At 62.0% G+C, this 18,282-nt stretch carries 22 protein-coding genes; 11 read left to right on the top strand and 11 right to left on the bottom strand.

Features of this window, described 5'->3' with window-relative positions:
* Nucleotides 1-19: 19 nt before the first annotated feature.
* Entirely contained in the window at nucleotides 20-814 is a 795-nt protein-coding gene (locus ACYP01_RS00390) for an RNA polymerase sigma factor SigF (RefSeq protein ID WP_003941515.1), read from the bottom strand.
* Nucleotides 811-1,242, bottom strand: a complete 432-nt coding sequence (locus tag ACYP01_RS00385; protein WP_003941553.1) for an ATP-binding protein — start codon at nucleotides 1,240-1,242, stop codon at nucleotides 811-813. Before ACYP01_RS00385 ends, ACYP01_RS00390 begins: the two co-directional genes overlap by 4 nt.
* A 247-nt stretch (nucleotides 1,243-1,489) precedes the next feature.
* Between ACYP01_RS00385 and ACYP01_RS00380 the strand changes: the two genes are divergently transcribed.
* Nucleotides 1,490-2,077 carry an STAS domain-containing protein gene (locus ACYP01_RS00380; RefSeq protein WP_308216553.1) on the top strand — a complete coding sequence of 196 codons (588 nt, stop codon included), beginning with the start codon at nucleotides 1,490-1,492 and terminating at the stop codon, nucleotides 2,075-2,077.
* Nucleotides 2,078-2,132: 55 nt separating this feature from the next.
* Here the strand turns inward: ACYP01_RS00380 and ACYP01_RS00375 are convergent, their stop codons facing one another.
* Nucleotides 2,133-3,401 carry a glycosyltransferase gene (locus tag ACYP01_RS00375; RefSeq protein WP_003941555.1) on the bottom strand — a complete coding sequence of 423 codons (1,269 nt, stop codon included), beginning with the start codon at nucleotides 3,399-3,401 and terminating at the stop codon, nucleotides 2,133-2,135.
* 120 nt (nucleotides 3,402-3,521) lie between these two features.
* Between ACYP01_RS00375 and ACYP01_RS00370 the strand changes: the two genes are divergently transcribed.
* The gene (locus ACYP01_RS00370) at nucleotides 3,522-3,935 is read left to right on the top strand and encodes a DUF6292 family protein (protein ID WP_003941464.1); all 414 of its coding nucleotides are present in this window, start codon (nucleotides 3,522-3,524) and stop codon (nucleotides 3,933-3,935) included.
* Nucleotides 3,936-3,957: 22 nt separating this feature from the next.
* Here ACYP01_RS00370 and ACYP01_RS00365 read toward each other — a convergent pair whose 3' ends face one another.
* Complete coding sequence (locus ACYP01_RS00365; RefSeq protein WP_007735369.1) at nucleotides 3,958-4,527, bottom strand: DUF2231 domain-containing protein; 570 nt, start codon at nucleotides 4,525-4,527, stop codon at nucleotides 3,958-3,960.
* 114 nt (nucleotides 4,528-4,641) lie between these two features.
* Here ACYP01_RS00365 and ACYP01_RS00360 point away from each other — a divergent pair, with 114 nt between their 5' ends.
* Entirely contained in the window at nucleotides 4,642-4,863 is a 222-nt protein-coding gene (locus tag ACYP01_RS00360) for a hypothetical protein (RefSeq protein ID WP_039973486.1), read from the top strand.
* 16 nt (nucleotides 4,864-4,879) lie between these two features.
* On the opposite strand, the gene ACYP01_RS00355 is transcribed toward ACYP01_RS00360, so the two are convergent.
* Together ACYP01_RS00355 and ACYP01_RS00350 are read right to left on the bottom strand one after the other, a co-directional pair.
* A complete protein-coding gene (locus ACYP01_RS00355) occupies nucleotides 4,880-5,734 on the bottom strand; it encodes a polyphosphate kinase 2 family protein (protein ID WP_047268875.1) in 855 nt (284 codons plus the stop codon).
* A 57-nt stretch (nucleotides 5,735-5,791) separates the two neighbouring features.
* Nucleotides 5,792-6,526 (bottom strand): TetR/AcrR family transcriptional regulator, encoded by a 735-nt coding sequence (locus ACYP01_RS00350; protein ID WP_003941527.1) that lies wholly within the window; start codon nucleotides 6,524-6,526, stop codon nucleotides 5,792-5,794.
* Between the two features lie 170 nt (nucleotides 6,527-6,696).
* On the opposite strand from ACYP01_RS00350, the gene ACYP01_RS00345 reads away from it, so the two are divergent.
* From ACYP01_RS00345 to ACYP01_RS00325, 5 genes are all read left to right on the top strand, one after another.
* The gene (locus ACYP01_RS00345) at nucleotides 6,697-7,977 is read left to right on the top strand and encodes a DUF445 domain-containing protein (RefSeq protein ID WP_020968906.1); all 1,281 of its coding nucleotides are present in this window, start codon (nucleotides 6,697-6,699) and stop codon (nucleotides 7,975-7,977) included.
* Nucleotides 7,978-8,080: 103 nt separating this feature from the next.
* Nucleotides 8,081-8,587 carry a helix-turn-helix domain-containing protein gene (locus tag ACYP01_RS00340; protein ID WP_003941483.1) on the top strand — a complete coding sequence of 169 codons (507 nt, stop codon included), beginning with the start codon at nucleotides 8,081-8,083 and terminating at the stop codon, nucleotides 8,585-8,587.
* Entirely contained in the window at nucleotides 8,580-9,407 is an 828-nt protein-coding gene (locus ACYP01_RS00335) for a heparin-binding hemagglutinin (protein ID WP_003941552.1), read from the top strand. Before ACYP01_RS00340 ends, ACYP01_RS00335 begins: the two co-directional genes overlap by 8 nt.
* A 95-nt stretch (nucleotides 9,408-9,502) precedes the next feature.
* Nucleotides 9,503-9,799: a DUF2516 family protein gene (locus tag ACYP01_RS00330; RefSeq protein ID WP_003941505.1), complete on the top strand. Its 297-nt coding sequence runs from the start codon at nucleotides 9,503-9,505 to the stop codon at nucleotides 9,797-9,799.
* Between the two features lie 168 nt (nucleotides 9,800-9,967).
* Complete coding sequence (locus ACYP01_RS00325; RefSeq protein ID WP_021333908.1) at nucleotides 9,968-10,999, top strand: alpha/beta fold hydrolase; 1,032 nt, start codon at nucleotides 9,968-9,970, stop codon at nucleotides 10,997-10,999.
* Here the strand turns inward: ACYP01_RS00325 and ACYP01_RS00320 are convergent.
* Genes ACYP01_RS00320 through ACYP01_RS00310 form a run of 3 tightly spaced genes read right to left on the bottom strand, consistent with a single transcriptional unit; the run spans nucleotide 10,996 to nucleotide 13,894 of the window.
* Nucleotides 10,996-11,793 (bottom strand): carbon-nitrogen hydrolase family protein, encoded by a 798-nt coding sequence (locus ACYP01_RS00320; protein ID WP_003941519.1) that lies wholly within the window; start codon nucleotides 11,791-11,793, stop codon nucleotides 10,996-10,998. The two genes, ACYP01_RS00325 and ACYP01_RS00320, sit on opposite strands and share 4 nt — an antisense overlap.
* The gene (locus tag ACYP01_RS00315) at nucleotides 11,781-13,145 is read right to left on the bottom strand and encodes an MFS transporter (RefSeq protein WP_003941494.1); all 1,365 of its coding nucleotides are present in this window, start codon (nucleotides 13,143-13,145) and stop codon (nucleotides 11,781-11,783) included. Before ACYP01_RS00315 ends, ACYP01_RS00320 begins: the two co-directional genes overlap by 13 nt.
* Entirely contained in the window at nucleotides 13,142-13,894 is a 753-nt protein-coding gene (locus ACYP01_RS00310) for an HpcH/HpaI aldolase family protein (protein ID WP_459678100.1), read from the bottom strand. Before ACYP01_RS00310 ends, ACYP01_RS00315 begins: the two co-directional genes overlap by 4 nt.
* A 174-nt stretch (nucleotides 13,895-14,068) precedes the next feature.
* Between ACYP01_RS00310 and ACYP01_RS00305 the strand changes: the two genes are divergently transcribed.
* Nucleotides 14,069-14,746: a GntR family transcriptional regulator gene (locus ACYP01_RS00305; RefSeq protein WP_050793986.1), complete on the top strand. Its 678-nt coding sequence runs from the start codon at nucleotides 14,069-14,071 to the stop codon at nucleotides 14,744-14,746.
* On the opposite strand, the gene purU is transcribed toward ACYP01_RS00305, so the two are convergent.
* Complete coding sequence (gene purU / locus ACYP01_RS00300) at nucleotides 14,743-15,630, bottom strand: formyltetrahydrofolate deformylase (RefSeq protein ID WP_003941509.1); 888 nt, start codon at nucleotides 15,628-15,630, stop codon at nucleotides 14,743-14,745. The genes ACYP01_RS00305 and purU overlap by 4 nt on opposite strands.
* A gap of 64 nt (nucleotides 15,631-15,694) precedes the next feature.
* Here purU and deoC point away from each other — a divergent pair, with 64 nt between their 5' ends.
* Nucleotides 15,695-16,360 carry a deoxyribose-phosphate aldolase gene (gene deoC / locus ACYP01_RS00295; RefSeq protein WP_047268935.1) on the top strand — a complete coding sequence of 222 codons (666 nt, stop codon included), beginning with the start codon at nucleotides 15,695-15,697 and terminating at the stop codon, nucleotides 16,358-16,360.
* Here deoC and ACYP01_RS00290 read toward each other — a convergent pair.
* Complete coding sequence (locus ACYP01_RS00290) at nucleotides 16,357-17,127, bottom strand: LmeA family phospholipid-binding protein (protein ID WP_007735358.1); 771 nt, start codon at nucleotides 17,125-17,127, stop codon at nucleotides 16,357-16,359. The two genes, deoC and ACYP01_RS00290, sit on opposite strands and share 4 nt — an antisense overlap.
* A gap of 127 nt (nucleotides 17,128-17,254) precedes the next feature.
* On the opposite strand from ACYP01_RS00290, the gene ACYP01_RS00285 reads away from it, so the two are divergent.
* Entirely contained in the window at nucleotides 17,255-17,833 is a 579-nt protein-coding gene (locus ACYP01_RS00285) for a type IV toxin-antitoxin system AbiEi family antitoxin domain-containing protein (protein WP_003941523.1), read from the top strand.
* Nucleotides 17,834-18,282 lie beyond the last annotated feature (449 nt).

The following is an 18,282-nucleotide window of genomic DNA, read 5'->3' as shown; positions in this document are numbered from 1 at the left end:
GTCGAATTGTTCGCGGAGCTCAGTCGAGTTGCTCGCGAAGATTACTCAATGTCTTCGCGAGCAACCTCGACACGTGCATCTGGGACACACCGACTTTCTCGGCGATCTGTGTCTGCGTCAGATTTCCGAAGAATCTGAGCATCAACACCGTCCGCTCTCGCTCGGGCAGCTTGTCGAGAAGCGGACGCAACGCCTCGTGATTCTCGACGTTCTCGAGAGCTGCGTCGTAGTCACCGAGTGTCTCCACGAGCGGGAGATCGTCGGTGTGATTGGACGCGGCACCGTCGACTGAGACCGTCTGATACGCGTTGCCGGCGATCAAGGCCTGGGCAACTTCTTCGCGTTCGATCCCCAACGTCTCGGCCAACTCGTCGACGGTCGGCGCGTGCCCGAGCTGTTGTGACAGCTCGCTGATGGCCTGCCCGAGTTGGAAGTGCAACTCCTTCATCCGGCGGGGAACCCGCAATGCCCAACCGGTGTCGCGGAAGTGTCGTCGAACCTCGCCCATGACGGTGGGAACTGCGAACGAGACGAAATCGGATCCGCGCGTGGAATCGAAACGGTCGACGGCGTTGACCAGACCGAGACGCGCCACCTGAACCAGATCGTCGTGTGCCTCGCCACGACCGTCGAATCGTCTGGCGATGTGCTCGGCCAACGGTAGGCATCTGGTGATGAGTGCAGTGCGCACTCGTTCGTACTCCGGGCTGTGGGGCTCGAGGGTCCGCAGTTCCTCGAAAACTGGTATTACGTCCCGATATTCGTCGGTGGACCGCCGACGCGGGCGTGACGGGCCGTCTGCGGAAGCGGTCACAGGCGCCCGCTGAGGGCCTTGGTGAACTTCATGGTGGTGATGTAGCCGACGCCGCCGAGGTTCTCTTCCTGGTCGAGCGAAATCGAATCGGTGAGTTCGGTGAGGATGTGCCACCCGAACGAACGCTGACTGCTGTCCTCGTACTCCGTGGTCGTCGTGGACACGGACACGTGCAATTGCGGGGGCGTGAAGACGAACCGACACACCAGAACCGAATCAGGCGCAGCGCGAACGATCAGATGCGTACAGATTTCGTCCATGGCCAGTTTGATGTCGGCGATGGCGTCGAGGTCGAAGTTTTCCTGAATGGCAACGGTGGCGGCCAGTGCACGCAAAATCGACAGCTGATCGAGAGTCGCTTGAATCCTCAACTCCACAACTGGCTGAGTCTGATCCTGATCGGGCTCGAGTGCGCTGAGGTGTGCCATAAGTTCTCCGGATCGTCGTACCAGGGGTCGCGGTGAAGTCTGGTGCCGAGAACGATACCCATCCCGACCTTCACAGTGACCCCCGAACACGAAATTTGGTCGATGGTGGTGCCGGGGTAAACGACACGATTCTGCTCACGACCGTTGGCGATCGCAACATCGGATTACCTCGCGGAACCGCAGACCAAACCACATTTTTGTTCGGAACACCGAAACGAATGGTCGCAACGCACTTGTGACGTCCGTCATGCTGGCGTACTGTTTCAAACCGAGGTTGAGCACACAGCCGATGAGGGATTTATCCGTATTTCTGGAGACCCGTTCATCGTGCGTCTCCTTCGGAGGTCCCTTCTCTTTTGCAGAGTGTAAACCGTTGCGGGATGGGAGAACCATGACTGTTGTTCCAGGATCATCTATTTCAGGCTTTACGAACGCGGCGAAGGGATCGGTAGACTACGGACCTCCCGCGACCGGGACAGCGACCGCATCGTTTCACGCGCACCGTATCAGTGCACACACCGCTGTGATCAAAGTTCGTGGTGAGATCGATCTGATGAGCGCCAATGCTTTTCGTGACTTCTTGACGTACCACGTGGCCGCGGACCGGACGCTGGTCGTCGATCTATCCGAACTCGAATTCATGGGGACGTGCGGCTTGTCGGTGCTGTCGGTCCTGTCGACTCGATCACGCGACGTGGGCGGCACACTCGCGCTCGTCTGCGCCCGCCCGGTGCAAAGGTTGCTCAAAGCAGCTGGTCAGGAGTCGATGTTTGCCTGCTACGAGTCGCTCGATCATGCAATCGGACTCGAAGAGACCCGACGTTTCCCCGCTTGATCACGCAGTTTCAGTCCAAGCTTCGTGAAATTCAGTTTCGTAGAGCCCGTCAGCGTCAGTGCACTTCACTTCGGTGAGTGCCCTTGTGTTGGCGGGCTCTCGGCGGTGCTGTGACGCAGCGGCCGTAGGTGCGGACCACTTCGGTGGCGACGTGATCCCACGAATACGATTCGCACGCTCGGGCCCGGCTCTGCCGTGCAAACGCCGCGCCTTCGTCCTCGTCGTCGAGAAGATGGCGGACTGCGCGCGCGGTTTCCACCGGGTTGTTGACCGGGACCCGACGCCCGGTGAGTCCGTCGATCACCGTATCCCGCAGTCCGCCAACAGGAGTCGCGACTACGGGAACTCCGCACGCCATTGCTTCCAGTGCCGCGATTCCGAACGGTTCGTATCGAGGGGTGCACACGAGGGCGTCGGCCGATCGCATCAGTTTCGGTAGTTGGCGGTGCGGAACCCGTCCCAACAATTGGACGCGATCTGCGACGCCGAGGCGCTCGGCGAGCTTGACCAAGCGGATCGCCACTTCGTCGGTGCTCAGTTGCGCGACGGGTGGCCCGCCGATCACCACCAACTCCGTATCCGGCAGCGAAGCCAGCGCGGCGACGGCAACATCGAAGCCCTTCTGCTCCACCAGTCTTCCGACGCAGATCAATCGATGCGGTGCGGTTTTCTTCGCGGCGGGTCCCTCCGGGGTGAATGCTTCGGTGTCCACGCCCGAGGGCACCATCGTGGTCCGTGATCGTGGTGATCCCTGCCGGACCAGATCGAAGATTTCGTCCGAACTGGTCGCGATGACATGGGTTGCGCCCCTGGCGATCAACGGTTCCAGGTGAGTCCGCTCCGAGGGGCTGTCGTCGGCTGCTCCGAGGTGGCGGTGCGCCGCAGATCCCAGGGAATGGAATGTCTGAAGTACGGGGATGCCGAGCGATCGGGTCGCGAGTTCCGTTGCCACACCGGACATCCAGAAGTGCGAGTGCACCACATCGGGTCGGTCGGTACTCCACTGAGCGCGCAGAATGCTGGCAAAGGTTCCAAGGTGAGGGAGGATATCGGCATCCGGGAGAGCCTGCGTCGGGCCGGCCTCGAGATAGTCGACGGAGTACCCGGCGCGGGCGCGAACGCGGTCCGGCCCACCGACGTGGGCACGCCTGGTGAAGACGGTGACGTCGTGTCCGGCACGAACCAAGGCGGCAGACAGTTCGTCGACGTGCAGGTTCTGTGCACCGGCTGCCGAGCAGCCCACCGGTGCGAGTGGATCGGCGTTCACCGACACCATGGAGATCTTCAGCATTCGTCCGGGAGCCATAGCGGGCGAGTACTTCATCGGGTCCCCTCTCCACTTGATCGGTTCGTCTGGGGATACCCGGAGTCCGTGATCTGAACCGGGTTTCGACGCGGTCAGCGCTGGGCACATTCCAAACACGATGGCGAGGAGTGAGGTTCGATGACAGAACAAATGCTGGTCGACGCAACCGTCGGACTCGGGTTCGAGCGGTACGTACAACGGGTGGCGGTCGGTGTGGGGGCCGGCATCGAGCAGTGGTGTTGCAGGCGCGAGCACCCTCTGGAGGCTTACATCGCATTGGACCGAACTGTGCCGCGTTTCCCCGGGCGCGAGGTGGCTTTGCTGTGGGAGGAGACGTGCGGTTGGGCCCTGGCCGTGGAGACCAGATCAGGGGAGGACCTCATCGTTCTCGGATATCTGGGCGAACACGCAGTGCCGACCCCGGACGCCGTCGCCGATTTTGCCGCGACACTGGGCACGCGCAGCCCACACTGGGTCATGAACAGACCATTGGCGGATTCGGACGAGACCGCGCGAGAACTGCGGAGCTACTCCGGAAGTGCTTACGCCTGAACAGTATCGAGGTCCGATCGGCTCAGTTGACTACATCCAGGATGGGATCGAGAACCGGAGTCGCTGCAGCCTCGACGGCCGGATCGTCCATGAGCTTGAAAACGATGTGACCACCGAGCGCGCCACCGACACCGACCGCGGTGAGCCCCAGCACCGACAGCACTCGCGCCAGCGCGAGTGAGTCCTTTCCGCGTAGCCTGTACGACGCCGCAAAAGACCAGATCCCCACTGCATTCGACGCCGCGTGCACCAGTCCCACTCGGCGTGCGACGTCGCCACGTTCGGACCAGTCCAGCCATCCCGTCAGCAAAGCCGGCGGAGTCGAAACCAATCCGAGCCCGATCAGCCGTCGTGCAGTCTGCGGATCGCCTAGAACATCGAAGATCAACGAAGCCGTCCACGCGCCCGCGGGAATGGTCACGAGGGCAGGATGGATGGGATGCCCGACGGCGGCGCCGCGCAGAAGTGCCGCGACAGTGCGCGATCGGTCGGATCGCTCCGTGATCTCGAGGATTCTGCGCCTGAGGCCAGTGGACGGACCGTCCAGTCCGCGAGCGGATTCGATTCCGCGATAAAGAGTTCCGATGTCCATGTAATTCGGCTACCCGGCGTAGACGTCGGGAAACCTCGAGGCGGCAGTGTCTTGTCGACCGTCATGCTCCGGCGTACGGTCGAAACGAAAGAGATCCGACCGGAGGAGCGAACGATGAAGCTCAATCTCTTTGCAGCGTGGGCGTCGTATTTCCTGGTGCTGGCCACAGTGGTCTGCCTCGGCAGTTTTCTGGTGGCGGCAGGTTCAGGCCAGGGTGGTTGGGCATTGATCGCCGGCCTCGCCGGCGTCGCGTGCATCGGCCTCGCGGTAGCCCTGTACGCCAGTACTGTGCGTCACGATCACAAAGTGCACCGCGAATCCCCACACCTGTTCTGATCGGGCCTGCTTCTGATCAAGACTGTGCGAGTCGTGCCTTCTCCACCTCGATGTCGAAGTCGGCAGGGGGCCAGTCGAGATCGAGCTTTTCCAGAGCGTCGATCAGTAGCTCCGTGACCGCAATGCGGCTGTACCACTTCCGATCACACGGCACGACGTACCACGGCGCGTGCTCGGTCGACGTCTTGTCGAGCATTGCCTGATACGCCTGTTGATATGCAGGCCACAAACCGCGTTCGGTCACGTCGCCGGGGTTGTACTTCCAATACTTGTCCGGGCGGTCGAGACGTTCTTCGAGTCGCTTCTTCTGCTCGTCGAGCGAGACGAACATCGCGACTTTCACGATGGTGGTTCCGGCGTCGACGAGTTCCTTTTCGAACTGGTTGATCTCGTCGTAGCGCTTGCTCCAGACATCCTCCGGGACAAGATCGTGGACGCGCACTACCAGGACGTCCTCGTAGTGGGAGCGATCGAACACACCGAGATAGCCGCCGCGGGGGAGTTCCTTCTTGATCCGCCAAAGGTAGTGATGTTGCTTTTCCTCTTCGGTCGGGACGCCGAAGGCCGCGTGCTGAACTCCCGAAGGATCCACGTGACCGATCACGTGTCGGACCATGCCGCCCTTGCCTGCGGTGTCCATTCCTTGCAGGACCAGCAGGACTGAACGACTGTCCCCTGACCGGCCGTTGGCGTACAGCAACTCCTGCAGGTCGGACAGAACCGCGCCGCGCTCCTCGAGCAGACGTTCGCCGTCAGCTTTGTTTCCGGTGAATCCCGGAGTGCTGTTGCGATCGAGTTGATCGAGTTCGAACCCGGGCTCCGCCCGCAGGGTCTTGGCGGCCGGTGTTTCCCACAGCGAGTCTTGTGCCATGCCGAAAGAGTGCCACAGGATCGCGCCCGGCGGCTCGAAAGTTCGGTCTCGGGCGAGTCAGTCCTCGGCAGGCTTGACGAGGGGATGCGGAACCGACTTGAACTTGGCCGGTGATCCGTTGACCGCCGCTATGCCGGTGATGCCGCCCCACGTCATCATCGTGAGGTAGTCGATCAGCGATTCTGCGGACATCGACTTGTTGGAGATCCACCAGTGCGTCGCGAGCTGAATTCCGCCGACGATCCCGAACGCCCACGGCAGCGAACCGCCGGAATCCATCTCCATCTCGCGAAGACGATTGCCCAACACCGTGGAGAGCAATTCGGCGATCATGCGCTCGGAATCGGCAACGACGTCGCGGTTGGCGCCGGCGCCGTTGGCCATGACGTAGAGGTAGATGTCGGGGTCGGATGCCACCGTCTCGACGTATGCGGTGATGCTCGCCTGAGTGAGTTCGAAATCGTCGAGATCGCCACTGATCGCTTCGTAGATACGCGGCGACAGGATGGTCTCGACGTACCGCATCATCGTGGCGGTCGTGAGGTCGCTCTTGTCGGCGAAGTATCGGTAGAGCACGGTCTTGGAGACACCGATCTCGGACGCGATCTCGTCCATGCCGATCTCACGGCCGCGCGCGCGGATGGCGGCGATGGTGCCGTCGACGAGTTCCTCGCGGCGAGCGATCTTGTGCTCACGCCAACGACGCTTCCGACCGTCGGATTTCTCGGGCTTCGCATCAGCAACGACTGGGCCGTCTACCTGCTCGTTGTCCTGCACGGCATTCTTGGCCACGAGTCATCTCATATCTGTGGTGCGAGCCACGTCCGATCGGTCTACTTTCCGGTCCAGCTTAATGTCCGCGCCTTTATCTCGGGCACTCACATCCGCAGTTCGGGGGATTAGGTCCTGCAGAATCGGACTTCGTGTCGCTCGCGCTACGCCGCGTCACACCTTTCGGCACAATGGCGAGGGTGCAGCAACTGAGCCTCTCCGCCTTCGACGACGCCGCCAAGCGTCGGGACCTTCGCAAGATGAAGGTCTTCGCTACTGGCCTTCTGGGCTTCGCGACGGTGGTCTACATCTTCTGCCGGTGGCAGGAATCCCGCGGCGCCGGAGAGTGGGTCGGGTACGTCCGGGCCGCGTCCGAGGCAGGCATGGTCGGCGCGCTTGCCGACTGGTTTGCCGTCACCGCGCTCTTCCGTCATCCGATGGGCCTTCCCATCCCGCACACTGCCATCATCAAGCGTAAGAAAGACCAGCTCGGAGCCAGCCTGAGCTCATTCGTCGGTCAAAACTTCCTGGCTCCCGAGGTTGTGTCGGCCAAGGTGCAGCAGGCGCAGATTCCGCTGCGGCTCGGCACGTGGATGGCCGAACCTGCCAACGCCGCTCGCGTCGCCGCCGAGACGTCGACGGTCTTGCGCGGCATGGTCGAGGTTCTTCGCGACGAGGACATCGCCCAGATCATCGACAACACGATCGTGAAGCGTCTGGCCGAGCCCATGTGGGGACCGCCGATCGGCCGAGTGCTCGGTGAACTTCTCAAGGACAACAAGCAACTGCCGATCATCGAATTGCTTGCCGAGCGGGCACATCAGTGGGCTCTCGGCAGCCAGGAGACGATCGATCGTGTGATCGTTCGCGATTCGCCCGCGTGGTCGCCGAAGTTCGTCGACGCCATGCTGGGGGAGAAGATATACAAGGAACTCGTCGAGTTCACCTGGAAGGTCCGTTCCAACCCCGAACACGAGGTACGCCTCGCCGCCAACCGCTTCCTGATCGACTTCGCCGATGATCTGCAGAACGACCCGGAGACCATCAAGAAGGCCGAGGGGATCAAGGCCGAGATCATGGGTCGCGAGGAAGTGACGGGTCTGGCGTCGTCGACATGGCAGGTTGCCAAGCGGCTCATCATGGAGTCCGTCGACGATCCGAACAGCACCCTGCGGACCAAGGTCGCCGAGAACGTGGCCGGCTTCGGAGTCAGGCTGCGTGACGACGAGTCCATGCGTGAGAAGGTCGACGGCTGGCTGGTGCAGGGCACCAAGTACATCGCGGAGAACTACACCGACGAGATCACTGGAGTCATCAGTGACACCGTCGAGAGGTGGGACGCCGACGAGGCGAGCCAGAAGATCGAGTTGCAGGTCGGTCGAGATCTTCAGTTCATCCGTATCAACGGCACCGTTGTCGGCTCGATCGCCGGGCTGCTGATCTACACGATTTCGACGCTCATCTTCGGCTGAGCTGTCCGGTATGTGACGTCCACCACGAGTGCTAGCAGTAGTGCTTGCAATAGTTAGCACCCTCTCCTATTCTGGGAAATGTCCACTGGAAAGGGAGGACGCAATGCCAGCGAAGTCGACGAACTCCGATGACGGAGATCGTGAATCATCCGGTGCCGCAGCCGGAGCAAGCGACTTGGCAGCTCGCGTCGTCAGCTCTGCGGCACACGACATCGGGGGGTTCATTCGTGCACAGCGGGAAGCCGCCCAAGTTTCGATGCGCCAACTCGCTCAACTCGCCGGCGTCAGCAATCCGTATCTGAGTCAGATCGAACGCGGATTGCGCAAACCGTCGGCGGACGTACTGGCGCAAATCGCCAAGGGCCTTCGAGTCTCATCAGAAGTGCTGTACGTCCAAGCGGGATATCTCGAGCAACGCCCGCACAGTCCCATCAGGGACGCGGTGTTGGCCGAGACGGCCATCAACGAACGGCAGAAGCAAGTACTGCTCGAAATCTACGACTCGTTCTGTCGCGAGAACGAGTCGTCACGACCAGCCGCAGCGCCCGATTTCGCTGAATCGGCCGCAATTCCAGACACCGAGACTTCACTAGGAGAACAAGATGACTGACAAGAACGCCATCGACAGCGTCAAGACCTCGCTCTACGCCGCCGTCGGCGCAGGCGACCTGGTTGTCCAGGCCGTGGCCGATGTAGTTGCTCAGGTTCGTGAGCGCGCCGAGAACACCCAGGGCGATGTCAACGGCCGTGTCGACGGTGCTCGCGAGAAGCTCGCTTCCGTCCAGGGTGACGTTGCCGAGAGCGTCGATGCGCTGCGCGAGCGTCTCGCCGGCCTGCCGTCCGAGCTGCCCGAAGAGCTCGCCGAGCTGCGCGAGAAGTTCTCACCCGAGGAACTCCGCAAGGTCGCCGAGGCATACCTCAAGGTTGCCGGAGATCTGTACAACTCCCTCGCAGAACGTGGCGAAGACGCAGTCGAGCGCATCCGCAAGCAGCCCGCAGTCGAAGAAGGCATCGCTGCTGCAGAGTCGGCACTCGGCGACGCCGTCGAGCTGACCGAAGACGCACTCGGAACCGTTGCTCGTCAGACGCGCGCCGTAGGCGAGCAGGCTGCCAAGCTGGCCGGCCGCGCTGCCGGACGCATCTCCGACACCGCAGAAGAGGTCGGCGAGAAGATCTCTGACGCCGGTGAGAAGATCGCCGACGCAGGCGACGAGGCTGCACTGAAGGTCCTCGACCTCGGTGACCAGGCTGACGAGGCTTCCAAGGAAGCTGCCGCTCGCGTGACTGCTGCTGCTTCCGACGTCCAGGAGCGCGCGACCACCGCCGCGAAGAAGGCCGCTCCGGCCAAGGCTGCACCCGCCAAGGCTGCTCCGGCCAAGGCCACCGCACCGGCTCCGGCCAAGAAGGCTGCTCCGGCCAAGAAGGCCTGATTTGCCCAGCTCCACCTGACGAAGGCTCCCGCGCTCAGCCGAGTGTGGGAGCCTTCGTGTTCGTCGGGAACCGGATGAGAACTTAGGATGTAGTTGTGACTCAAGTCGATGGGCTAGTCGGTCTGATCTTTCTCGCACTCAAAGTGCTCGCATTGGTGGGTGCTGTCTACGCGATCGTTCATGCCGTCAGGCAGCGTCCTGACGCTTTCACCGCGGTCAACAAATTGACCAAGCCGATCTGGCTGGGAATTCTGATCGTCGCGGCGTTGATCCTCTTGGCGACGTCCCCTGTCGGGCTCCTGGGCATCATCGCGGTCGTTGCAGTGTGCGTGTATCTCGTCGACGTTCGCCCGCGGGTGGACGACATTCAGCACGGCGGTTCTCGCTGGTAGTTTGCCGCACTCCCGCTCATTCCGAGCCGTGGTTCCCGGCTCATGGTGTGCTGCCCCACTCTTCTCTCCAACGCTGACAACGGGCGTTGTTCGAGTGATAGTGTCGGTTAACGGCAGTCACACATAGATTGCATCCGTCTGTCGTCAGCAGCAGTCAGGGGTAAATGCATGTCCAGTCGTTCGCGCACCACAGAGCTTCGAGTACTGGCAGGCGCCGTCGGAGTGGGAGCACTCGTCGCGGCCGTCGCTGGGATCCGTCATCGGCGATCCACGCGTGGGTTGACTCTTTCGAGCGACGTCGAGCCCAATGCACTCCTGAAGACTCCGACTCTCAAAGCTGACATCAGCGAACTGACCACCGACGACGGTGCGATCATCAATGTCCGGGCTTACGGTCCCGTCGACGGCGATCCGATCGTTCTCAGTCACGGCTGGACGTGCTCCACCGAATTCTGGTACCCGCAGGTCAATGCGCTTGCCGGCGAATATCGCGTCATCACCTACGATCAGCGCGGTCACGGCCGCAGCACCGTCGGCAATCTTCCGCTCGGCCCGGACGTCCTTGCCGACGATCTCTCTGCAGTGCTGGCGGCCACGGTTCGCGAGGACAAGAAGGCCGTCATCGTCGGTCACAGCATGGGCGGGATGAGCATCATCGCCTGGGCAGGTCGTCACCCCGACGAGGTCAAGAAGTACGCGTCGGCGGTCATGCTCGCGAGCACCGCGAGCGAAAGGTTGATCGCCGAGACCACGGTCATCCCACTGCCCAATCGTTTCCCTCGCGTGCCGGTCCCCGTGGGCCGCGCCATCCTCAGTTCGCCCGTTCCGTTCGTCTCCTCGGGCGCCATGACGAAGGCGATCCAGTACGTCTCGATGTCACCGAACGCGACCAAGGCCGAGATTCAGTTCTGCGAGAACATCGTTCGTGAGTGCAAGCCCCGCATCCGTGGAGGTTGGGGAGCAGCGCTGAGCACCCTCGACATTCACGAGGGACTCGACAATCTCGAAGTGCCGACCACCGTGCTCGTCGGTTCGCTCGATCGGCTCACTCCGCCGGTCCATGCGCGCAAGCTTGCGCAGGTCCTCGACGACGCCGGCAACCTCGAACGGTTGATCGTGTTGCCGGGCGTCGGTCACATGTCGTCGATCGAGAACATCGACGAGTTCGACAAGGAAATCGTGCGACTGCGCAATCTCTAGCGCGCGGTGACTCCGAATCTGCGTAGTTCGAGAGCCGGATTCTTCATCCGAACCTCCGCGATTCGTTCGAGGGAGACGGTTGCAGTCGCCATACCCACGCGTTCTCCCAGAGATGCGACGATGACGCCCATCGGATCCACAATCATGCTCGCGCCTGATCCCGCCGGTGCGCATTGGTCGGCCGCCGCGACGTAGATCGTGTTCTCGATCGCGCGGGCGCGGACGAGAGTTGTCCAGTGATCTTCCTTCAACGGACCGGGCACCCACTCTGCCGGGAGGAGGAGAACGTCGGCGCCTGCATCGACGATCCGTCGTGTCGTTTCCGGGAAGCGAAGGTCGTAGCAAGTCTGAAGACCGAACCGGACGTCTTCCACGACAAAGGTTTCGGGGTCGTGAATCTCACCGGCACGGACGACGTCCGATTCCTTGTAACCGAAAGCGTCGTACAGGTGCAGCTTGCGGTAGATCGCAACGACACCGAGTTTCGGGGCCAGGGCGACCAAGGTGTTCGAGATCTTGTCGGAGCCCGTAACTGCCTCGTTGATCCCGGCGACGATGTGAATGCCGAGAGTTGTTGCGAGGTCTGCCAGCGCTGAGACGAATTCGCCGTCGAGCGACTCGGCGGTCAAGACGAAACGTGAGTCCATGCTCGGCGCCGTGAACATCGCGTACTCGGGAGCGACCACGATGCGAGCACCGGATTCCGCCGCTTCGCTTGCCAGTTTCGTGAGTTGCTCGAGATTCGACTGCTTGTCGAGTCCTGGGGCGTACTGTGCGATTGCTACGTCGACCATGTGGTTGTGCCTTTCTGGGCTTGGGGCGCCGGCATTCTCTCGATCTTGCCGAGCACCACGGTGTAACAGAAGATTCCGCCGATGAGTACCGCACCGGTCGCGATGAACGCGCCGGCGAACGAACCGGTGGCGTCGACCACCATGCCGGTCACGATGGGCGCCGCGATTCCGAGCAGATTCGCCACGAAATTGACGATGCCGCCGAGCGACCCGGTGTATCCCTCCGGCGCGATGAGCGCCACGATGGACGAACCTGCGGGGACCGACACTGCCAGTCCTGCGGCTCCGATCGAGAGGAAGATCAGGGCGACTGCGATCGATCCCGCGTATGCCGCTCCCGTGACAGCAAGTGATGCCAGGAGGCTGACCACGAGGACCGTACGGCGGACCTTGGTGACGTCACCCGTTTTGGCCAACCACCTGTCCATCAGGATGCCGGCGATGAGGAACTGTGCGATCACGGCGACGAGCCACGGGATCATCGTGTAGATGCCGCCCTTGAGGAGGTTGACCCCGAAACTCTTCTCCAAGTAGGCGGGGAGCCAGGTCAAGAGCACGTAGTAGGCGTACGTATAGGACGCGTACCCGAGTGCGAGTCCCCAAGTCTTGCGTCGCCGCAGGAGGTAGCCCAAACCATTGAGCGAACCGCTGGTTTCTGCGTCCTCGTCTTCGGCGCCGCCCTCGCGGATGTAGTCGAACTCCGCTTGGCTCAGCCGACCTTTCGCCAGTGCCTCTTTGGGCGTCAGATACAGCAGCCACCAAATCGCGAGGTAGGCCACGGAGAGGATGCCGGTGAAGATGAAGGCCGCGTGCCAGCTGAACGTCGTGACCAAGAACGCCATGATCGGGATGCCGATCACGTTCGAGATCTTGGCGCACCCGTCGAAGATGGAAGTCGCGGTCCCGCGCTCCTGCTTCGGGAACCATTGGCCGATTGCTTTCCAGCCGGCCGGGACAGTAGGCGCTTCGCCGACACCGAGGACGAGTCGGGCGACCAGGAGCATTCCCAGTCCACCTGCCGCAGCGGAGGCGAACGACGCCACGGCCCAGAGAAACGCGGCAGCTCGATTGACCCACCGCACGCCGATGCGGTCGATGAACGAACCGATCGGCATCTGGAGCATGGCGTACGTCCACAGGAACGCGGACGAGACCATTCCCATTTGCGAAGCGCTGATGTCGAAGTCGCGCATGATCTCCGGTGCGGCAATGGAGAGGTTCACGCGGTCGATGTAGTTGACGAACATGCCGACGCCGAGAACTCCGGCGATACCCCAACGGGCACGGCCGATCTTCGGCGGGACGGCCGCCTTTATCGGTGACGAGCCGGGTTCCGAGGTTTGTGTTGTCATCGAGACTCCCGAATCCGAGTGATCTGATCGAGCGGTCCGGCAAAGCCGGCAGCGAGGGCACCGTGCTGCATGATCAACGCCATCTGATCAGCGCCGTGTCGGACGGCAAATTCTTTCTCTTCCACGCTCCACGCCGGCAGTACCCACGGCTTGCCTGCTTCGGCTGCCGCTGCGGCAACGATAGCGAGGTCGGCAAAATCGCCCTCGTTACGTGCGTATGCACCGCGTTCTCGGCGCAGCGAAAGATCAGACGGGCCCACGAAGACGCCGTCGACGGTGTCCAGTGCCAGGATGTCTGCGATGTTCTCGATTGCTCCGGCGTCCTCGATCATCGGGTAGCAACGGGTGAAGGTGTCCTGGCGACGGACCCAGTCGTCGGTGAAACCGCCGTAGTTGGTCGTGCGCCCGCCGGCGAAACTACGGTCGCCTAGCGGTGGGAATTTGGCGAACGCAGTGACTTCCTTTGCATGGGAAGCATTTTCGATGTGCGGAATGACAACGGCAGTGGCGCCGAAGTCGAGAGCCTGCTGAATGGGTCCGCGCTCGGGTCCCAGTACTTTCGCGAGAACCTCCATTTCCAGGCCGCGAAGGAAGGGGATGAATCGCTCGAGGTCGGCAAGGTCGAACGACCCGTGTTCGATGTCGAGGATCGCCGCGCCGTAGCCGAGCCCACGCGCAATTTCTGCTGCGGCAAAGCTTGGATCGGACAGCCAGATCGCGTGACGGCGGTCGGCGGGAGTGCTGAACATGCTGGTGGGCTCCTTGGCAGTAGGGATTTTACGACTGATCTGATCGGTGTGACGACCCGCACAGCTGTCGTATACGTCATGTATACACAGTGAATACTTGGTGTGTCCAGAGTCGGTATGATGAATTTGTTACAAGTTCGTCAACCCGGCGGACGCCAGTGCGAAGGGATTGTGATGTCGACACCGGCAACTGCCGACCCGTCAGCCGCCCAGGGGCCGGCACGCGACCGTGTCTACGTCTGGTTGCGGGACGAGATCATTCGTGGATCGATCGAGGGCGGCCGATTCCTGGACGAGCTGTGGGTCTCCGGAACCATGGGAGTGTCCCGAACACCGGTCAGAGAGGCATTCCATCGGCTCGCCGCCGAAAAGTTCATCACCCTCCTGCCGCGCAAGGGTGCGCAGGTACGAACGGTGACGGCCCGAGAGCTCGAAGAGGTCTACCAGAGCCGGCAACTGATCGAGGGTCACGCGGTGACTGTGCTGTGCGCCCGAGGCTTCGGCGCACCGACGTCGATGATCGAGCTGATCGAACCGATGGAAGCAGCAGGGCGCGAACGTGATTGGTTCGAGGTTTCCGGTCTCGACCGGCAGTTCCATCTTGCGATGGTCAGAGCTGCTCAGAACTCGGTACTGACCGAACTCTACGAGTCGCTGCGGTCACGGCAGCAGAGAGTTGCGGTGCGCGCACTCAACGTGGGACCGCACCGCCTCGACACGATCAATGCCCAGCACCGCGCCTTGGTTGCGGCGCTGGACGAATCCGATGCAGACAAGGCTCTCGAAATTCTGGCCGCACATCTCCGGCCGGTACCGGAGGTCCTTGCCCTCTTGCCTGCTGATCAGCCTTAGCTGAAGACGACCGTCTTGCGCCCGTGGACCAGCACACGATCCTCGAGGTGCCAGCGCAGTCCGCGGGAGAGCACGAGCTTTTCGATGTCTCGACCCTGACGGACCATGTCGGCGACATCGTCGGCGTGGTCCACACGGATCACGTCCTGCTCGATGATCGGACCGGCATCGAGTTCGGCGGTCACGTAGTGGCAGGTGGCGCCGATCAACTTCACGCCGCGGGCGAACGCCTGGTGATAGGGGCGGGCACCGATGAACGACGGCAAGAAGCTGTGGTGAATGTTGATCGCGCGCCCGGCCCAGTGCTCGCACAGTGATTCGGGCAGCACCTGCATGAATCGGGCAAGAACCACGGCGTCGGGATTGTGAGCGTCGACCAGGGCGCGGACCTTCTCGAAGGACGGTCCCCGTTCTGCCGGGTCCTTGGCGAACGGAACATGGTGGAAGTCGATCCCGTGGCGCTCGGTGACACTGCGCAGATCTTCGTGGTTTCCGATGACGGCGCTGATTTCTGCGGGGAGTTCCCCGCCCGCGGCGCGGCCAAGGAGGTCATGCAAGCAGTGACCTTCCTTGCTCACGAGCAACACGATCTTCTTGGGTGCGCCGGAGTCGTGAAGAGTCCACTCGGTTTCCGGACCGATCTCGGCCGCAACAGCTTTGAACCGTTCACGAAGCTCGTCGATGCTCATACTCACCGACGATGCACGGACCGCCTGACGCGTGAAGAACCATCCGGTGTCGGCATCGGCGTGGTATGCGGCCTCCACGATCCATCCACCGACGTCGGTGAGAAAGGTCGAGATGCGTGCGACGATGCCCGTGGTGTCGGGGCAGCCGAGGGACAGAACATAGCGACGATCATCGATCGATGGTGCAGCGGTCATGCGGCCTAGTCTCTCAGGTGCGGCTGCAGCGACGGTCGCGTGGTGGTGTGCCAAGCTTTCCAACATGTCTGAAGCTGCACTCACTCGTTCCCAGGTTGCCGCGATGGTGGACCACACTCTCCTCAAACCCGAAGCCACCGCGGCCGATGTGACCGCCCTGATCGACGAAGCACGCAGCCTCGGTGTGCTGGCTGTCTGTGTCTCGCCGTCGATGTTGCCGATTCGCGCCGAGGGACTTGTGACGGCGGCCGTCGTCGGATTCCCGTCGGGGAAGCATCATTCGCTGGTCAAGGGTGCTGAAGCGCGACTGGCCGTCGATCAAGGCGCAGCCGAGATCGACATGGTCATCGACGTAGGAGCGGCGGTCGCCGGCGACTACAGCGCGGTGTTGGCCGATATCCTCACCGTCCGCGAGGCGATGGGGGAGAGTGCGATCCTCAAAGTGATCCTCGAAACCGCAGCGCTGTCCGACGAGGCCATCGTCGAATGTTGCCGCGCAGCTGTGCGTGCCGGAGCGAACTTCGTCAAGACCTCCACCGGCTTCCACCCCGCGGGTGGAGCGACGGTCGAGGCCGTCGCACTGATGGCGCAGACGGTCGGCCCGGGCGTGGGAGTCAAGGCCAGTGGCGGAATACGTACGACGCAGGCAGCGCTCGACATGATCGCGGCCGGCGCCACCCGCCTCGGACTATCCGGAAGTCGAGCAGTATTGGACGGTCTGGCCGACTAGGTCAGCAGGCCGCAGCTGTCCGGAACCGCCGAGGTGTTCTGGTTGTTCGCGTCGGCGACGGGCATGGCGTAAGCGCCGCCCTCCAACGAGATCTGGATAGCGTCGTCGGTGACGGTCAGCTTCGTGGGCTTCATGTCCAGCGGGTAGGTCTGCAGGCTGTCGGTGAGTGTCTGGACGATGCCGTCGACCAGATCGGTCGGCAGACCCAATCCGAGAATCTCGGCGCCGACGGTCTGGACGTCGACCACACCGTTGGTGACGGTGGGCTTGACCGTGAGCTTCGCGAGCCCGACCGGACCGACGTCGAACGCGAGTGTTCCGGCGCTCGAGTCGGCGGTGACGCCGGAGACGAGCCCGCCGAAGGTCTGTTCCTGCAAGGTGGCGAGAATGCCTGCGGTAGACCAGGTGACGTCGGCGCTGGAGCTGCCGATGGTGCCGCTGTTGCCCGCCGAGGGCTGCAAGTTGATGTCGTTCACCTTCGCGTGAACCTGCATTCCCGTTGCGGGGCCGAACGAAGAGTCGTCACTGTCGATGCTGATGTACGGCACCTTCTTGTCGACTGCCTGCAGGAGTACGGGCTTCCAGCTCAACCCGACGTCGACCTGGGATCCCAGTTCGCTCTGGAACTGATCGGCCATGCAGGTCTTCACCTGGTTGCGTACGTACAGTTCTCCACCGACGAGCGCCGCGACGAGTACGGCGATCACCACGAGAAGGATGATGAGCACTCGGTTGCGCGGACGAGGGTTGTTCGCTGCGACAGTCATTCGCCAGATTCTTCCCGACGAGTCTGAACGAACTCTGTGAATACGCACTTCCTCATTCCTGTGATGCGCGACACACTCGCCCGTAGTCTGTTCGAAACGGCGTTTTCGACGGTCACCGGAGGTGGTCATGGCTTCGGACTACGAATCACTCGAGCTGCTGGCGCTGCGACAGTGCGGATTTGTCACGGCTCTCCAGGCATCCGAACTGGGTTTCGGTCTGGCGTTGATGGAAGAAATGACGGAATCCGGAACATGGACATGTGAGTGCCGCGGGCTTTTTCGCCTCGAACGCGTCAGACATACCGCCTTGGACGAATTTGCGAAGTGGTGCACGTGGTTCGCCGGTAGCGCCACCGTCTCGCACTACAGTGCCGCAGATCTGCATGGCCTCGGGCACCTGCAACCTCGCTTCATTCACCTCTCCGTTGCGCACCCTCTCGCGGCGCCGACCCGCCAGGTGGCACTGCACCGACTGCCGCTCGCGGACGACGAGTGTGAACAGATCGGGCCCATCCGCATCACCACGCCTTTGCGTACCGTGCACGACCTCGCTTCCGGTGGAATCTCTCAAGTTCTGCTCAACGAAGTAGTCGCCGATGCGGTCGCGATAGGTCGACTGGACGCGCACGAGTTGTATCTCTCGTGTGAGAACGCGAGCGTCGACGTTGCTGTTCGGGTCGAGTTGGCTCTGGCCGCAAGCCTGTAGCCGAGAGAGATCTTCGAGGCTCCTGCGACCTTCTGGCATCACGCCCGAAATCGAATATGACGCCGATATCAGAGATTTGTAATTCGCTATTTTCGGGCGACTGTTTTGTCTTTAGCGCAGGTAAGAACGCATCCAGATGTGCGGTTCGGGACGTTCAGCCCACTGTTACTGCAGTTCGGCGATGTCGCCGATGAACTAAATCTGCGAAAAGCGTAGTTACTTTACAGTCAATGGGATAACGTCACGGCATCGAAAGCAGACGGACGCTTGTCCTGGACGCCTGTCTGCCCCGTTGTCGAGAGGGATCTGGATGTCCGTGAGTGGTGTTCGTCGTGTTGTCGGTGGGTTGAGTGTTTTTGCTGTTTCTGCGGGTTTCGCGGTGGTTGCGGGCGTCGGGGTTGCTGGTGCGGCTCCGGTGACGGCGGAGGGAAATGTGCATGACTACAAGG

This window comes from Rhodococcus sp. no. 34 (assembly GCF_054589475.1).
This window is presented reverse-complemented; position numbering and strand designations above follow the sequence as displayed.

Coding starts and splice junctions, on each gene's coding strand:
- ACYP01_RS00380 (WP_308216553.1), top strand. CDS start 1,490: ATGCTGGCGTACTGTTTCAAACCGAGGTTGAGCACACAGCCGATGAGG.
- ACYP01_RS00290 (WP_007735358.1), bottom strand. CDS start 17,127: ATGACTGTCGCAGCGAACAACCCTCGTCCGCGCAACCGAGTGCTCATC.
- ACYP01_RS00310 (WP_459678100.1), bottom strand. CDS start 13,894: ATGTTCAGCACTCCCGCCGACCGCCGTCACGCGATCTGGCTGTCCGAT.
- ACYP01_RS00285 (WP_003941523.1), top strand. CDS start 17,255: ATGGCTTCGGACTACGAATCACTCGAGCTGCTGGCGCTGCGACAGTGC.
- ACYP01_RS00355 (WP_047268875.1), bottom strand. CDS start 5,734: ATGGCACAAGACTCGCTGTGGGAAACACCGGCCGCCAAGACCCTGCGG.
- ACYP01_RS00360 (WP_039973486.1), top strand. CDS start 4,642: ATGAAGCTCAATCTCTTTGCAGCGTGGGCGTCGTATTTCCTGGTGCTG.
- ACYP01_RS00335 (WP_003941552.1), top strand. CDS start 8,580: ATGACTGACAAGAACGCCATCGACAGCGTCAAGACCTCGCTCTACGCC.
- ACYP01_RS00305 (WP_050793986.1), top strand. CDS start 14,069: ATGTCGACACCGGCAACTGCCGACCCGTCAGCCGCCCAGGGGCCGGCA.
- ACYP01_RS00385 (WP_003941553.1), bottom strand. CDS start 1,242: ATGGCACACCTCAGCGCACTCGAGCCCGATCAGGATCAGACTCAGCCA.
- purU (WP_003941509.1), bottom strand. CDS start 15,630: ATGACCGCTGCACCATCGATCGATGATCGTCGCTATGTTCTGTCCCTC.
- ACYP01_RS00375 (WP_003941555.1), bottom strand. CDS start 3,401: ATGAAGTACTCGCCCGCTATGGCTCCCGGACGAATGCTGAAGATCTCC.
- ACYP01_RS00320 (WP_003941519.1), bottom strand. CDS start 11,793: ATGGTCGACGTAGCAATCGCACAGTACGCCCCAGGACTCGACAAGCAG.
- ACYP01_RS00365 (WP_007735369.1), bottom strand. CDS start 4,527: ATGGACATCGGAACTCTTTATCGCGGAATCGAATCCGCTCGCGGACTG.
- deoC (WP_047268935.1), top strand. CDS start 15,695: ATGTCTGAAGCTGCACTCACTCGTTCCCAGGTTGCCGCGATGGTGGAC.
- ACYP01_RS00340 (WP_003941483.1), top strand. CDS start 8,081: ATGCCAGCGAAGTCGACGAACTCCGATGACGGAGATCGTGAATCATCC.
- ACYP01_RS00315 (WP_003941494.1), bottom strand. CDS start 13,145: ATGACAACACAAACCTCGGAACCCGGCTCGTCACCGATAAAGGCGGCC.
- ACYP01_RS00325 (WP_021333908.1), top strand. CDS start 9,968: ATGTCCAGTCGTTCGCGCACCACAGAGCTTCGAGTACTGGCAGGCGCC.
- ACYP01_RS00345 (WP_020968906.1), top strand. CDS start 6,697: ATGGCGAGGGTGCAGCAACTGAGCCTCTCCGCCTTCGACGACGCCGCC.
- ACYP01_RS00370 (WP_003941464.1), top strand. CDS start 3,522: ATGACAGAACAAATGCTGGTCGACGCAACCGTCGGACTCGGGTTCGAG.